Annotated in this window: 15 protein-coding genes, 1 tRNA gene and 1 pseudogene; 8 read left to right on the forward strand and 9 right to left on the reverse strand. The window is 36.7% G+C overall.

Features of this window, described 5'->3' with window-relative positions; translation table 11 throughout:
- Positions 1–88: 88 nt before the first annotated feature.
- Positions 89–1,486: a chloride channel protein gene (locus tag HXT40_RS02680; RefSeq protein WP_421777319.1), complete on the forward strand. Its 1,398-nt coding sequence runs from the start codon at positions 89–91 to the stop codon at positions 1,484–1,486.
- A gap of 118 nt (positions 1,487–1,604) precedes the next feature.
- On the opposite strand, the gene HXT40_RS02685 is transcribed toward HXT40_RS02680, so the two are convergent.
- Positions 1,605–2,393 (reverse strand): hypothetical protein, encoded by a 789-nt coding sequence (locus HXT40_RS02685; RefSeq protein ID WP_076002907.1) that lies wholly within the window; start codon positions 2,391–2,393, stop codon positions 1,605–1,607.
- Positions 2,394–2,607: 214 nt separating this feature from the next.
- On the opposite strand from HXT40_RS02685, the gene HXT40_RS02690 reads away from it, so the two are divergent.
- The 3 genes from HXT40_RS02690 (at position 2,608) to HXT40_RS02700 (ending at position 4,123) form a co-directional block, all read left to right on the forward strand.
- On the forward strand, positions 2,608–3,219 hold the full coding sequence (locus HXT40_RS02690) for an ATP-dependent Clp protease proteolytic subunit (RefSeq protein WP_004108703.1): 612 nt from the start codon (positions 2,608–2,610) through the stop codon (positions 3,217–3,219).
- 2 nt (positions 3,220–3,221) lie between these two features.
- Positions 3,222–3,896 carry an ATP-dependent Clp protease proteolytic subunit gene (locus HXT40_RS02695; RefSeq protein WP_004108705.1) on the forward strand — a complete coding sequence of 225 codons (675 nt, stop codon included), beginning with the start codon at positions 3,222–3,224 and terminating at the stop codon, positions 3,894–3,896.
- Positions 3,897–4,049: 153 nt separating this feature from the next.
- Positions 4,050–4,123: transfer RNA gene (locus HXT40_RS02700), tRNA-Arg, on the forward strand.
- Positions 4,124–4,300: 177 nt separating this feature from the next.
- Here HXT40_RS02700 and HXT40_RS02705 read toward each other — a convergent pair.
- The 7 genes from HXT40_RS02705 to HXT40_RS02735 all read right to left on the reverse strand — a co-directional run bounded on the left by HXT40_RS02705 (position 4,301) and on the right by HXT40_RS02735 (position 8,715).
- On the reverse strand, positions 4,301–4,969 hold the full coding sequence (locus HXT40_RS02705) for a response regulator transcription factor (RefSeq protein ID WP_033888447.1): 669 nt from the start codon (positions 4,967–4,969) through the stop codon (positions 4,301–4,303).
- Between the two features lie 34 nt (positions 4,970–5,003).
- A complete protein-coding gene (locus tag HXT40_RS02710; RefSeq protein WP_004108709.1) occupies positions 5,004–5,366 on the reverse strand; it encodes a hypothetical protein in 363 nt (120 codons plus the stop codon).
- Positions 5,356–6,648: a hypothetical protein gene (locus HXT40_RS02715; RefSeq protein WP_004108711.1), complete on the reverse strand. Its 1,293-nt coding sequence runs from the start codon at positions 6,646–6,648 to the stop codon at positions 5,356–5,358. Before HXT40_RS02715 ends, HXT40_RS02710 begins: the two co-directional genes overlap by 11 nt.
- On the reverse strand, positions 6,641–7,234 hold the full coding sequence (locus HXT40_RS02720; RefSeq protein WP_033888446.1) for an ATP-binding cassette domain-containing protein: 594 nt from the start codon (positions 7,232–7,234) through the stop codon (positions 6,641–6,643). Before HXT40_RS02720 ends, HXT40_RS02715 begins: the two co-directional genes overlap by 8 nt.
- Positions 7,221–7,745 carry a hypothetical protein gene (locus tag HXT40_RS02725; RefSeq protein ID WP_410310371.1) on the reverse strand — a complete coding sequence of 175 codons (525 nt, stop codon included), beginning with the start codon at positions 7,743–7,745 and terminating at the stop codon, positions 7,221–7,223. The genes HXT40_RS02720 and HXT40_RS02725 overlap by 14 nt, the downstream gene beginning before the upstream one ends.
- An 86-nt stretch (positions 7,746–7,831) precedes the next feature.
- Entirely contained in the window at positions 7,832–8,074 is a 243-nt protein-coding gene (locus HXT40_RS02730; protein ID WP_004108718.1) for a hypothetical protein, read from the reverse strand.
- Positions 8,075–8,457: 383 nt separating this feature from the next.
- On the reverse strand, positions 8,458–8,715 hold the full coding sequence (locus HXT40_RS02735; protein ID WP_410310372.1) for a hypothetical protein: 258 nt from the start codon (positions 8,713–8,715) through the stop codon (positions 8,458–8,460).
- A gap of 219 nt (positions 8,716–8,934) precedes the next feature.
- Between HXT40_RS02735 and HXT40_RS02740 the strand changes: the two are divergent.
- Positions 8,935–10,173 (forward strand): annotated as a pseudogene (locus tag HXT40_RS02740) (Na+/H+ antiporter NhaA); the annotation flags it as partial.
- A 71-nt stretch (positions 10,174–10,244) separates the two neighbouring features.
- A complete protein-coding gene (locus HXT40_RS02745; protein WP_410310373.1) occupies positions 10,245–11,048 on the forward strand; it encodes a TIGR00730 family Rossman fold protein in 804 nt (267 codons plus the stop codon).
- 1 nt (position 11,049) lies between these two features.
- Here the strand turns inward: HXT40_RS02745 and HXT40_RS02750 are convergent, their stop codons facing one another.
- Positions 11,050–12,135 carry a succinate dehydrogenase/fumarate reductase iron-sulfur subunit gene (locus HXT40_RS02750; RefSeq protein WP_102703146.1) on the reverse strand — a complete coding sequence of 362 codons (1,086 nt, stop codon included), beginning with the start codon at positions 12,133–12,135 and terminating at the stop codon, positions 11,050–11,052.
- Positions 12,136–12,229: 94 nt separating this feature from the next.
- Here HXT40_RS02750 and HXT40_RS02755 point away from each other — a divergent pair, with 94 nt between their 5' ends.
- Together HXT40_RS02755 and HXT40_RS02760 are read left to right on the forward strand one after the other, a co-directional pair.
- Positions 12,230–13,027 (forward strand): 16S rRNA (uracil(1498)-N(3))-methyltransferase, encoded by a 798-nt coding sequence (locus HXT40_RS02755; protein WP_004108731.1) that lies wholly within the window; start codon positions 12,230–12,232, stop codon positions 13,025–13,027.
- Positions 13,028–13,139: 112 nt separating this feature from the next.
- The gene (locus HXT40_RS02760; RefSeq protein WP_004108733.1) at positions 13,140–13,502 is read left to right on the forward strand and encodes a histidine triad nucleotide-binding protein; all 363 of its coding nucleotides are present in this window, start codon (positions 13,140–13,142) and stop codon (positions 13,500–13,502) included.
- Position 13,503 lies beyond the last annotated feature (1 nt).

Consider the following 13,503-nt stretch of genomic DNA (forward strand, 5'->3'; position numbering starts at 1 on the left):
CTCTGGGTTTTTGTGTTGTTGTTATACTTTAAAAAAAGTGAAAAACAAATAAAATGAAAAACAAATAACATAAGGAAGGCTGCTGCTAATGGAAAAACGCAATTTGCAAATAGTAGGCAGTAAAAAACCTAGTAAGTGTTTGAACTATGTTTTTACATGTTTACGATTAAGTCTTATTGCTTTTTTTGTTGCAGTTATGGCTGGGGTTGGTGCAATATTATTAACTCTGTTACTACATGCTGTGCAAAACGTAATGTTCGGATTTTCAGAATCTGCTCTTAAACCTTCGCCAGTTGGATTGCCAGTATTGCATTATGTTGCTGTTGTATTAATTGTCATGTCTGTTGCTGCAATTATTTGGATGTGGTTATGGACAAAATCTTCTAATCGTATTGTCGATATAGCTCATGCTGTTCGTGGTCAATCAATGCCATTTAATACGACGATTATCCATGTATGTTTACAAATTTTTATAGTTGCTTCTGGCGCAAGTTTAGGTAGGGAAGTTGCGCCTCGAGAATTGGCTGCAATGCTTACTCAGAAGTTACTCTGCTTTATTCGAGTCAGTGAATTTCAAGCTCGCGTTTTGGTTGCAAGTGCTGCTGGTGCTGGTTTAGCTGGAGTTTATCGCGCTCCAATAGCGGGTGCGATTATGGTGCTAGGTTTGGTTGCAATTCCACGTTTTTCTCATGACTCGAAATCTTCTTTAAAGCGTTCGAAATGGTATTGGCTTATACAAAAATTTAGTATTTTTGCTATTGCGTTATGTATAAGTGAAATTGCATCATTGACTACTATTTTTGTGCTTGGGTATGAGCCTTACTATTGTTTGTCAAGTCTTGATGACATCCATATTGTCAACACGACTGTGTTGCTGCTTGCAATTATAGTTGGCATTGCTTGCGGTATTGTTGGCACTCTTTTCCATAAGATGATTCATTGGGCTCGCTCTCAGTGTGCTCACAATTACCAAATTTTATATTTTTTGCCATTAATGGGCTTAGTAACAGGATTAGTTGCATCATGGAATCCAGCCATTATGGGCAATGGTCGAGCTTTAGCGCAATACGCATATAACATTGCAAAAACAAGTATTGCAATTGACAAAAACTCTTTGGTAACTTTGCTTCTACTGGTTGTTGCAAAAATAATTTTAACAAGTTGCACTCTTCGAGCTGGCGCAAGTGGTGGTGTGCTTCAGCCGAGTATGTCGTCTGGAGCTTGCGTAGGGCTGATTATAGGTTTTATAAGTATGAACATTCCAGTTGTTGGTGGCATGTTATCAAGTCAGCCCAAAATATTGGTAATAGCTGCTATTTTTGGTGCTGCAAGTCTGCTAACTGCAAGTCGAAAGTCATTGTGGTTTGCGCTTTTTTTGGTAGCACAATTAGTGAATGTGCCTATGATTATGATTATTCCAATGGTTGTTTCTTGTGCTGTATCTAGAAGCATAATGATGATACCAAAAATTTTTAGCCGCAAATAATGTTTAAATTTTTTTAGTATGGAAAATACAATATATGCAAAATAAATGCGCCTATGCTAGTTCAGTATTAGCAAAGGCGCATTTGTTATTAGTAAATATTTTTTTAGTTATTTTTTAATTAATTATTAAAACTGAATTCTTTATCTGCAATAAAAGTTCCATCATCGTTTGAGAAGGAGAAATGTATGCGCACTGGTGCAATAATTTTTTCTTTCATTTCATCCGATGCTGATTGTGGCATCAAGTTCGAGAGGCTATCGCCGTATGTTTGCATTCCAGTCTTTAACGCTGTAATTTCTAAATCAGATAGGTGCTTTTTGAACTTTGCATTTATATTGAGCTGATCACCTTTAGTGGCAAACGTTATGTTGAATGGTGAGCTGCTAGTGGCATCATTAAATCCATTAGTGAGTTTTTTAGCTTCTTCTGAATGGCAATGTACGTATTCTTCAATATTTGCGCTTTTAGGTGCAGAGCAATTGTAATGTGGCTTAAGATTAGTTGAATTGTAATGTGGTTTTGAAATTACGTAGCCACCTACTGCAACTATTGCTACTACTATGACAACAATAAGCCAAGTGTATTTTGACTTATGAGCACTTGTATTTGTTGCATTTGGATAAGCGTTTGCAGGATAGTTGTTGACTGGTTGTTGATTATTCTGATATACGTTTGGTTGGTAACCATTATTTAGATTTACATTATTAGGGTAATTGTTGTTCTGGTATCCGTTATTTGGGTATACGTTGTTTTGATACTCATTGTTTTCATAACCATTGTTTGGGTATCCGTTATTTGGATTTACATTATTTGGGTATGTATTATTTTGGTAACCATTATTTGGATACTCGTTATTTGGCATCGGAGCAGGCGAGTAGTTGTTATCTGGCAATTGGTTAGAATCCATAATTACTCCTTATAATGAATTGATAATCCGATAAAAATATACTCAATAATGCATACTAGTGTAGGATAATAAGTAAAAATTACATCTGTTGATATGAATAAAATTCTAGAAATTTGGTGTAAAACATTCAATTCAAATCATATTCGCAATATTTTCTATGTGGTCATGCGCACAAGGTAGTGTAGAAATAATTACGTGGTAACAAGGAGATATAGTGACTGAGCTTTTTACAGCTTCTCCTGTGATGGAACAGGCTGAAGCGTCTACATCAACTGATTCTATTTTTAATCGATTGCTAAAAGATCGCATTATTTGGTTGGGATCTGAAGTAAAAGACGAGAATGCCAATGTTATTTGCGCACAAATGTTAATGCTTGCTGCGGAAGACCCTAAGAAGGATATTTGGCTGTATATTAATTCGCCTGGAGGTTCAATTACTGCTGGTATGGCAATTTACGATACTATGCAATTAATTGAGCCAGATGTTGCGACTATTGCTGTTGGCATGGCTGCATCTATGGGTCAGTTCTTGCTTAGTTCTGGCACTCCTGGTAAGCGTTATATTACCTCGCATGCGCGTGTGCTTATGCATCAACCTTCTGGCGGTGTCGGTGGTACTGCTACAGATGTACGAATTAATGCAGAGCTTATTATGGATATGAAAAAAACGCTTTCTGAATTGACTGCAAAGCAGACTGGTCATACGGTAGAGGAAATTTACCGAGATAATGAATACGATCACTGGTTTACAGCTCAGCAAGCTTTGGAGTATGGTTTCGTAGATAAGATTGTGACCACTCCTGCTTCTATGCGCGGTGAGGAGTAATTATGGCAAGTGAAGAAGCAAAGTTTGTTGCGCGTGCCGAGCGTTTAGCTGGTTTTGGCGGTGTTACTTCTGCTCAGCGCATTACTAATCGTTACGTGTTGCCTCAGTTTGGCGAGCAAACTCCATACGGCATGAAAACTCAGGATCCTTACACTAAGCTGTTTGAAGATCGCATTATTTTCATGGGTGTGCAAGTAGATGACACTTCTGCTGATGACATTATGGCTCAGTTGCTTGTTTTAGAGAGCATGGATTCTGATCGCGATGTGATGATGTACATTAATTCACCTGGTGGTTCGATGACTGCTATGACTGCAATTTATGACACCATGCAGTACATTAATCCAGATGTTCAAACTGTTTGCTTGGGTCAGGCTGCTTCTGCTGCTGCTATTATTCTTGCTGCTGGAGCTGCTGGTAAGCGCATGATTTTACCAAATGCGCGTGTGCTTATTCATCAGCCTGCAATGGGCCAAGATTTTGGTAAAGCTACTGAAATTGAGCTTCAGGCTAAGGAAATGTTGCGTTTGCGTTCTTGGTTAGAATCAACTCTTGCAAAACATACTGGTCAAGATATTGAGCGTATTCGTAAAGATATTGAAGTTGATACTATTTTGACTGCTTCAGAAGCCAAAGCTTATGGAATGGTTGACGAAGTGCTTGAGCGTAGAGCATAATTCAATCTTTACAACTTAGCGGATATTTATCAATATTTGTATTTCTTAACAACAAACCCTGGTCGACACGCCGGGGTTTGTGTTTTAGTGCGGATAGTTGTATATTAGTTAAGTTGCCGGAAACAAGGACATGGTTCTTGAGGCTGGAAACATGCGCCAGTAGCCCAACGGATTAGAGCATCTGACTACGGATCAGAAGGTTGCAGGTTCGAATCCTGTCTGGCGCACAAATGAAACGTGAAGCTTAAGGGAATTCACTTAGGGATTTAGTTTCTAAAAAATTATCGGCGTACTCGGTAGTAATACCGAGTACGCCGATTTTTGGCTTATAGGTCAAAAGGGGCTTAGGAGGTAATTCTGTACACACCTTTGTCTGCTAAGCGCATTTTTCAACAAGATAAGAATTATTTTATAAACCAATATTGTTCATGTAATAATTCAGCAATAAGTTGATTGCGATTTTTTACGTGTAGCTTTCTGCAAGCACGATTTATAAAAGTTTCAACAGTTCCTTTGGTAATGTGAAGTTGCTTGCAAATTTCATCAGCAGTAAATCCTGTAGCAAATAATTCAATTACCTCTTTTTCGCGTTTGCTAAGAGACAAATAAGTAGTTTTCATTCTGACTTGTAATCTATCGCATGCTATTTTACTGTTGTCAAAATGTATGCCATTTATATCTTTTGGCACGAATAATTCATTCTTTATATCTGTAAGTATGTCTAATAGATTTTTTGGATCATTTTTACTTACAATAGACTGCGTTCCTGCAATCGCTGCCAAATATGCATAATCTTCTACCGGCAATGAGGTAATAGCAATGATAATAATCTTAGAATAATTTTTTCTAAGATTATATATTAGATTTAAGCTAGATATGCTTGACATGTACATTTCTACCAATAGAACATCTGGTGGTGAAGAATTGCACTTTTTAAAAATATCTTTTTCAGAAGACGCACACCAAATTTTTGTTGAGAATCGTAAATTTTTATTTAAATAGGAACACAATCCATATAGTGAAAAAAAGTCATTTGTTATGATACCTATAGAAAAAAATTTCGATTCAAGCATGGCTACCCTTCTGATGCTTCGTCACATTTTCAGTTTACAGCTTAACTTGTGAAGTTTTACGATATATGTAACCATCAAATATAGTTTTTTTCCAAGATTTTATATCTTCAAAATTCCACTGTGAGAGTGAGGCTATCTGTTTAATTTTTCCTTGTATTACAGCAACAATAAGACCATTATTGTTAGAAGCAATGAGATAATAGTGTCTTGCAAGATTATCTCCAATTTCGTCTAAATCGCTTCCTGCACCAGTGAAAATAATAAGATCTAGCAATTGAATAATCCAAGAGCGTTTTTTAGTACGAATCAAACTATAAACAATTACATCGTTATTTTTATGTCCAAGTGTATTAATTATGTATTCACTTAGTAATTGTTCATCTTCTTTATAACTCATAGTGTTGCCTATTTCCTTTCTTTACTTTGCAACGACCGAATTGGTAACAAGAATTTACTGTAGGTAAATAAAGTAATATTGTTATTGTTAGAAAAATTAATGGAACCCAATCTGGTGCTTTCATAAACCACGTGCATATAACTACTGCGCTTGTTAAATATTTAACAAGCGCGCGAAGTGTACGTATTAATAAATCAGATTCTGTTATACAAGTAGTATCTATAACAAAATTAGTTAACAACAGCAATTCCAGAAATATTATATCATGTAAATTAAAATTGTCAACAGCAAGTAAAAAGCATATTGCAATTATTGATACAATAGGTATATTAATTGCTAGTATGAGTAGTTTTCCTCTAAGCAAATGATGAGAATCTAAAGGAAATCTCGTATATGAAAATTGATGATCATCGGTAAGGAGATATAACTTTCCTTGGTTTCTTGTCATAACAATATTCGTTTGACAGATTGTGAAAATAATAAGGGGGAAAGCCGCATTTCCTAAATTAGTACCAATACTAAGCAGTATGAGAATAGATAATTGACTTAATGATGCCAAAAGTATTCTTTGTCTTTGCAAAAGCACATCTCTAAACAACATTACAGAGAATGTGCGTATCCAAGACCAATATTTTCGCGCGTTGCAACGTGTGCCAAATCTTACTTTTATTTTGTGGCCAGTATAGTAAAGTATTAAACAATAAATCAAAGCTATAAATGGCAATATCGCAGTTGTAGTATAAATGCTACTAAATAAAGTATAAGAACCTGCTATTTGAAAAACAACTAATAACAATATCGGCAACAATAATCCTATAAGCCATATTGTTCGTGCTTTAGCGGTAAGGCGAGATGAAAAAAATATTTGAGCAGGAATTATGAGCAGATTTAATAAATAGCTTACTAGAAAGCAAACAAAATATGAAAATTTTCCAAGTAAAGACAAGCTTATCGCCAGTATAGATAAACATACTATATTCGCATAGTACATATCACGAAGTACATAATGAATAATGTAAAGTATGTGAAATCTAATAGAGCCAGAATGAATATGAAAAATATCTAAATCATGCTCATTTAGAAAAACTGTATTTGTATGAACGGAAATTACTTGTATAAGATAACAATAAAACCAGAGGAAAAATATAAGCCATTCTGGATAAAACCAAGCAAATATTGTAAGTATAATTGATACGAATATACCTGTAACAAGTTCTCTCAGTATATTGTGATTGAAACGACGTATACAGGTAGATGCAAAGACAGTGTAAATATTACTCATAATTTTGCTCTTTGCTCAATGTTTGATTTTCAATCATATATGTAGTTTCAACGCAACGTTTAAGCCAATTAAAATCATGACTGACAATAATATAGTTACCTTTCCTGCGTAACAATTGCTGAATAAATCCTTCGTTTGACCAAGAATCCACAGATTCGAATGGCTCATCTATGAGTAAAAGTTCAGATGTTGAACACAAAGCTAGAAGTAAAGGTATTTTCTTTTGTGTGCCTTTTGAGCATTCGCCTAGTGGAGTATTAGTAAAAGGTTGTAATCCTAAACTTTCAATATATTCATGAACATGTTCTAATGTGAAAGAATGCATTGTTGCGCATATGTCGAGTAAATCTGTATATAAGAAATTTCGGTATTTACTCATATCGCTATCTGCATAATAAACAGATTTAGTTGTTGATATAGTTCCTGAATTAGGTGTTATATATCCTGCTATTAGACGAAGTAGTGTTGTTTTTCCTACGCCATTACGTCCAACAATACCAACATGTTTTTCTGGAATGTTTAATGTAATGTTTTCTAGTAATGGCTCTGCATTGAAGCTAAAAGTCATTTGGTTAAAGCACAACATTTGCACTCCATTCTAAGCAAGCTCCAAAAAATGTAATAATAACAATGACAAAATATATTAAGAGTAAATGTTTAAGAACACGTTTTGTTTCATTTGTTGTAATTTTGTCAATCGTGTAGTCATTAGCTAAAATTAGCAAGCGATAGCTTATATAAATAGACAGTAATAATGCAAGAACTTCAAAAATAGAATGACGAAATAGTAAAATGAATTGTTGTTGTATTGGTAAATGTTGAATTGTGTATATGATACTTCCCATTACAAAAAATTGGAAAATAAAAAATATTGCATTTACTACTGGTGTTATTGCTACAAGTGAAAATAAACAAATATTATTGCAAAAAATTTTGACTAATTCGTTATTCGTTACTGTAATTTTAACAAGATTATTATTAAAAAAATAACTATTTAATGAAAGATATGAGTTTAGCATTTTTTGCATAAAAAATCCGAATATTATGAGTGCAATAGCGCAGAGAATATGCACTCGTAGAATATCTTTTATGCGCATGCTCTATCCTTTCCAATACAATAGTAAGAGTGGTCAAGTAAACATCTAAGATTGAAGCGTTGATGTCTGCTTGACTACTCTTAACTTTACAGCCAGCCTCCAACGCCGCCAACAATTGCACCAAGTGGTCCTGCAATACTTCCACTTGCTCCAAGTAGACCAGCAATATACCCTGCAGCAGCAGTAACACCAGCTTGAGCTACTTTAGTAACTATTTTTTTGGCAACCATTTTCCCTACAGATCCTGACAGCCAAGCAATCACGCCATTGGTTCCCAATTCTTTTAACTTACCTTCAACAAATTTTCCAACTAAGTATCCAGCTTCCATTTTTACACCTCCTTTCTCTCCTATAACACATATTATAACCATAAGTGTTTTTTGTTAAAATGAATTTAATTGTATATAGAATCATTACAAAATAATATAAAGATAGAAAATCAGCATATACTGAAATCTGTGGGGTGTTGCAAAATTTGAGGAGTAACAATGGAGAGATTTCATTTGTTGAAAAATCCAGTACAATTGTTCACTCTTAGCTTTTTTTATTTGATTTACTTGGTATCCGTAGTTTGTTTTAATTATACGCATGCCGCTAATACTATTTTAGTATTAGTTAATAATAAACTTTTATTTTTACTGTTACTTTTTTCTATAAATATTTTATTAACATTGCCAGCAATATGGTTGATAACAAAATTTACTGCATTTACTTACAAACTTTCCTCGATTGAGCACAGAGTTGATAAGTACTGTGTATTTTTAACTTGTTCTTCAATATTTATTATTGAGTTGTATAGTAAATTGATTTTTCTTTCATTGTATGCTTTTTTCAAATTCTCATTATTATTTATTGTTCTTTTTGTTCCTGTTATAACAGTTTTTGTTGTATCGATATTAGATAAATCTTTGATTAAATGCAAAAAAATAACTGCATACATACCATTATTATTATACTTTTTAGTTGACATAGTTATTGTGTTTTTTAATTGATTAGTTTCTGTTGTATGCAACAATATTTTTACGTTACTGTGTAGTTTTATTAACTCATAATACGAAAGAAAAAGTGAGTGTGTTAATATCTCAGTTTATACCTTTAAGATATACTAAAAATATTAATAAATTTTGGTATTGTGCTTCTTATGTTCTACATAATATGTATACCTATTTAAGGAGGAAATATTTACAATATGATACGACGCAGTTGGAGAATAGCTTGCAATATTGCAAATAATGAGCGAATTTCTGGATTAATTATGCTTGGTTTTGCTCTTACTGGCTTATTGCTTGCAAACATTCCTTTAACAGCGCCAATATTTGAAGCCATATCGCATACTCATGTAGGCATTCCGTGGACGAATATACATATGTCAATTGGTCATTGGGTGCAAGACGGCGTGCTTACTATTTTCTTCCTGTCAGTTGGCTTAGATTTAAAACACGAACTTATTGCTGGTTCGCTTTCTGATCCTCGTGCAGCTGCAATGCCAATGATTTGTGCTGTTGGTGGAATGATTGTACCTCCTTTACTGTTTGTTGCTACAGTAACTGTATTTTCTGAATTGCATGCCGGGCAGGAGATTATGCGTCTTACTTCTGGCGCTTTACCTTCGCTTGATATGGTTCGTGACGGGTGGGCGATACCTACGGCAACGGATATAGCTTTCTCTCTTGCTGTTCTTGCTTTATTTGCAAAAACTTTGCCACATGCTTTGCGCGCATTTCTTATGACTCTTGCTACAGTAGACGATTTGCTTGGAATAGCACTTATTGCTGTGTTCTTCTCGTCTCTTAACGCATGGTATTGGTTTGCTGGAGTAGTTGCTTGTGGTTTGGTTTGGACTACTTTAGTGCGTTTAAAGCGTGTTCCGTGGCCGTTGGTTGTAATAGTAGGAATTATGGCATGGATTATGATGTATGAAGCTGGTGTGCATCCAACTTTAGCTGGAGTAATGGTGGGTTTGCTAACTCCGGCGCATTTAGTTCATGGTGAACAAACGCTTCGGGCTGAACGCTATCGTGAAAAAATTCAGCCTGTTTCTGCGTTATTGGCTCTTCCAATTTTCGCTCTTTTCGCTACAGGAGTGCATTTTGAAACATTGACTTGGGAGTTGTTCTTCTCGCCAATTTTGATTGCCATCACTATTGCTCTTGTTGTTGGTAAACCTGTTGGAATTATGGCAACTGCTTGGATATCAAAGCGTGTTCTAGGTTTGAAAGTTCCTGATGGTCTTCGCGTAGTAGACTTAATGCCTACAGCATGTGCGTGTGGAATTGGTTTCACTGTTTCTCTTCTTATTGCCTCGCTTGCGTATTCTGACGCAGATTTGTCTGCTGAAGCACGTTTTGGCGTTCTTGTTGCTTCTATTATTGCTGCAGGAGTTTCTGGCTTCTTACTTTCTATGCAAGCAAAGCATATGGAAGAAGAATTAGATGAAGTTGAAGACTAGTTTTAATTATTATTTCCAATATATTTGAAAGTAAATTTCTAGGAGAAATCATGTTTAATAGTAAAGAAGATTTTTCAGTAGATGTTCCACCTTGGAATAACACGTATCATCGTGGTTCTGTTGTGATGCGCGGTTCTATGATTCCTAAGGAGAGCACTACAGAGACGCTTCTTCGTAACGATAACAATCAGCAGCTTGTTTCTGGAGTTGGTGTAGAAGTAGATAAAAGATGGGATTGGCGTAGTGCGGATCCGTGGCGTGCGCTTCGTATTCAAGCTGAGTTTGTTGATGGTTTTGACGCGCTTGCATCGTTAGGTAAAGCTGTTAGTATTTTTGGTTCTGCTCGAATAAAAGAAGATGATTCTGAGTATTCTTTAGCTCGTACTATGGGTTCAGAGCTTGCAATACGTGGTTTTGCTGTTATTACAGGTGGCGGTCCTGGAATTATGGAAGCTGCAAACCGTGGTGCTGCAGAAGCTGGTGGTACGTCTGTAGGATTGGGGATTGAGCTTCCTCATGAGCAGGGTTTGAATAAATGGATTAATCTTGGCATGCAATTTCGGTATTTTTTCGTGCGTAAAACAATGTTTATGAAGTATTCTTCTGGAATTATTGTGTGCCCTGGCGGTTTTGGCACAATGGATGAAATGTTTGAAGCTTTGACTTTAGTGCAAACGCATAAGGTTGCGCGCGTGCCTGTTGTTCTTTTCGGTACTTCGTACTGGAATGGTTTGATTGACTGGCTGAAGTCTACAGTAACTCAACGAGGTTTTATTTCTTCACTCGATCCGCACTTGTTTGCTGTTACAGACGACCCAATAGAGGCGGTGCGCATAGCATCTGGAATTGAATAATCTAAGAGTTTTTGCGCTCGTTTACAAGCGTTGTAAGCTGCCAAATTTCTTCGCCAATATCAATTCCGCGAGGGCACTGTCTTGAACATGCTCTAACTGACTGGCATGCGTTAATACCGTCACTGCTGTCTATTAGATCAAGGCGATGCTCTGTTGCGTTGTCTCTGGAATCGTAAATAAAACGAGCCGCGTTAACCAATGCTGCAGGCCCAATAAAGGCTTCTCCGCCTGCATAAATTGGGCAAATTCCTTCGCAAGCACCGCACATAATGCAATTGCTCAAAAGCTCAAATTTTTTAAGTTCCTCAGGATGTTGCAAAAACTCAATAAGCTGGAGTTTCCCTTCAATATTTCTCGTAGAAACGTTAGATGCTTGCAAATAAGGTTCTAAGCGTTTTATTTGCGAAATCATAGGCGAAATATCGCAAATAAGATCTCGCTGAACTGCAAATCCTGAAAGTGGAGCAAGCTCAATAACACCAAAAGTGCCATTTTGCAAAGTGGTAGTCTCTTTAGATTTTTGCTGTAGAGTTGGCGATTTTGTCGACTGTGAGGAGCTGCTAGTAGTGCCAGTTTTTCTAAAGCCTCGAGATTGCACGCTATTTGTGCTTTCAGGACGTGCGTTTGCACCAATAGTTGCACTGCATAGTAATGTTGGCATGCCATTTACGTTTGCAGCGTCGGAACCGCAAACGCCGTGACCGCATGAGTAGCGGAAAGCTAAAGTTGGGTCGATTGTGCGTTTAATAGTCAGTAAACAGTCAAGAATAGTGTCAGTAGAATGAACGCGTAAACTGTAATCTTGAACCCAATGCTTACCTTGAATTCGTTTTGGAGAAGATTTGTAAGGTTCACCGGATTCACTAGATATTCTGGATTCACTAGATTCGGAAGAATTATTTATGTTATTTTTTGAAGAATCTAGTTTTGCGAAAGGGTTACTGCGCTTTCTGCGCGCAAAAGGACTTTCTCTGCGCTTGCGCTCTGTCTGTTTACTGTTTGAATCATCTTCAGATTTATTACATGGAGTAAAGCGTGAAATACGCAAAGTAACAAGCGCAGTGTTATCACCAAGCTCATTACTCATTGCAAACCTCCAATACGTACTGTTCTAGTTTGCCACAATACTTGCACAGAAACATTTTTTAGTACTTGGCGCATCCTCACGTTAGGCTTGAACTATGACTGACGCTTTATTTTTGCTTGATACTGATCACGATAATGCTCCTGTGCTTGCAGAAGGAATCGAAGAAGGGTGGACGATTACGCTTCCATCGCAAGTAAAACGTCACGCTATATCTGCCATGCGACTATTAGAAGGCGATGCTTTGCAACTTTCTGACGGCAAAGGCTTGCGCATTCATGCAAAGGTGACGGATGTTGAAAATGGCTTAGTTCGTGTAGAAGCGTTTACTAGGGAAGCTCCTCGCATGACTAGACTTGCACTTGTTCAAGCTTTGGCAAAAACAGGGCACGATGAGCAAGCAATTGATATGGCTACGCAAATTGGTGTGGATGAAGTAATCCCTTGGTGTGCGGATCGTTCAATTGCAAAGTGGAAACCTGGTCGCACAGATAAGCGTTGGAGCCAAGTTTTACAGTCTGCTACAGAGCAATCTCGTCGCGCATGGATGCCTGAACTTCAAGAATGTGTTTCAAGCAAGCAAATAGTGGCAATATGTAGGCGTGCGTGCGTTTACGGAAATCTCGTAATTGTATTGCATCAAGACGCAACTGATTGCTGGAATCAAATAGAACAAGCAGTAAATACTCTTAGCGAGCGCTGTTTGGAGGATGGTAAAGAGCGCACTGTTTACGTTTTAGTTGGGCCAGAAGGTGGTATTAGTGATGACGAAGTGTCAATGTTTATTGATGCTGGTGCTAAAAGCTGCGTTTTAGGCAGTAATATTCTTCGCGCATCTACTGCAGGACCTGTAGCTCTTTCTCTTCTTTCGCGCGCTTTAGGACGTTACGAATAATCGCATAAATCGTATCTAAAAGTGCTCATAATTGTGTAAAATAGTAAGAAGCATGTCGATTGCTTTTGGTTTAAGGCATTGATTTCATTTAGTAACAAATAGGGGAGAAACCATGAGTGGTATCACTTACAATACTGATGCTGATTGCATTTTTTGTAAAATTGTTGCTGGAGAAATACCAAGCAGCAGAGTTTATGAAGACGATTCGGTAGTTGCTTTTAAAGATATTAATCCGCAAGCAAAAGTGCATGTGCTGATTGTGCCGCGCAATCACTATAAGAATGTTGCTGAGCTTGCTAGTAAGGCTCCTGAAACTTTGGCTCATATTGCTGGTGTTGCGCAAAAAATTGCTGATGATGAATTCAACGGTGATTATCGACTCGTATTTAATACTGGTATTGATGCTGGTCAAACAGTGTTTCATGTTCATGCTCATGTATTGACTGGCGAAAAACTTGTAGAAGGTAGCTTGTAAA

The sequence above is a fragment of the Gardnerella sp. DNF01180P genome, from assembly GCF_049244205.1.
GTDB classification, from domain to species: domain Bacteria; phylum Actinomycetota; class Actinomycetes; order Actinomycetales; family Bifidobacteriaceae; genus Bifidobacterium; species Bifidobacterium swidsinskii.

Excerpts from the sequence above, each read along its gene's own strand:
- HXT40_RS02720 (WP_033888446.1), bottom strand. The coding sequence starts at position 7,234 with ATGTTGTGCTTTAACCAAATGACTTTTAGCTTCAATGCAGAGCCATTA.
- HXT40_RS02710 (WP_004108709.1), bottom strand. The coding sequence starts at position 5,366 with ATGAGTTATAAAGAAGATGAACAATTACTAAGTGAATACATAATTAAT.
- HXT40_RS02760 (WP_004108733.1), top strand. The coding sequence starts at position 13,140 with ATGAGTGGTATCACTTACAATACTGATGCTGATTGCATTTTTTGTAAA.
- HXT40_RS02680 (WP_421777319.1), top strand. The coding sequence starts at position 89 with ATGGAAAAACGCAATTTGCAAATAGTAGGCAGTAAAAAACCTAGTAAG.
- HXT40_RS02695 (WP_004108705.1), top strand. The coding sequence starts at position 3,222 with ATGGCAAGTGAAGAAGCAAAGTTTGTTGCGCGTGCCGAGCGTTTAGCT.
- HXT40_RS02725 (WP_410310371.1), bottom strand. The coding sequence starts at position 7,745 with ATGCGCATAAAAGATATTCTACGAGTGCATATTCTCTGCGCTATTGCA.
- HXT40_RS02735 (WP_410310372.1), bottom strand. The coding sequence starts at position 8,715 with ATGTCAACTAAAAAGTATAATAATAATGGTATGTATGCAGTTATTTTT.
- HXT40_RS02715 (WP_004108711.1), bottom strand. The coding sequence starts at position 6,648 with ATGAGTAATATTTACACTGTCTTTGCATCTACCTGTATACGTCGTTTC.
- HXT40_RS02750 (WP_102703146.1), bottom strand. The coding sequence starts at position 12,135 with ATGAGTAATGAGCTTGGTGATAACACTGCGCTTGTTACTTTGCGTATT.
- HXT40_RS02685 (WP_076002907.1), bottom strand. The coding sequence starts at position 2,393 with ATGGATTCTAACCAATTGCCAGATAACAACTACTCGCCTGCTCCGATG.
- HXT40_RS02730 (WP_004108718.1), bottom strand. The coding sequence starts at position 8,074 with ATGGAAGCTGGATACTTAGTTGGAAAATTTGTTGAAGGTAAGTTAAAA.
- HXT40_RS02755 (WP_004108731.1), top strand. The coding sequence starts at position 12,230 with ATGACTGACGCTTTATTTTTGCTTGATACTGATCACGATAATGCTCCT.
- HXT40_RS02745 (WP_410310373.1), top strand. The coding sequence starts at position 10,245 with ATGTTTAATAGTAAAGAAGATTTTTCAGTAGATGTTCCACCTTGGAAT.
- HXT40_RS02705 (WP_033888447.1), bottom strand. The coding sequence starts at position 4,969 with ATGCTTGAATCGAAATTTTTTTCTATAGGTATCATAACAAATGACTTT.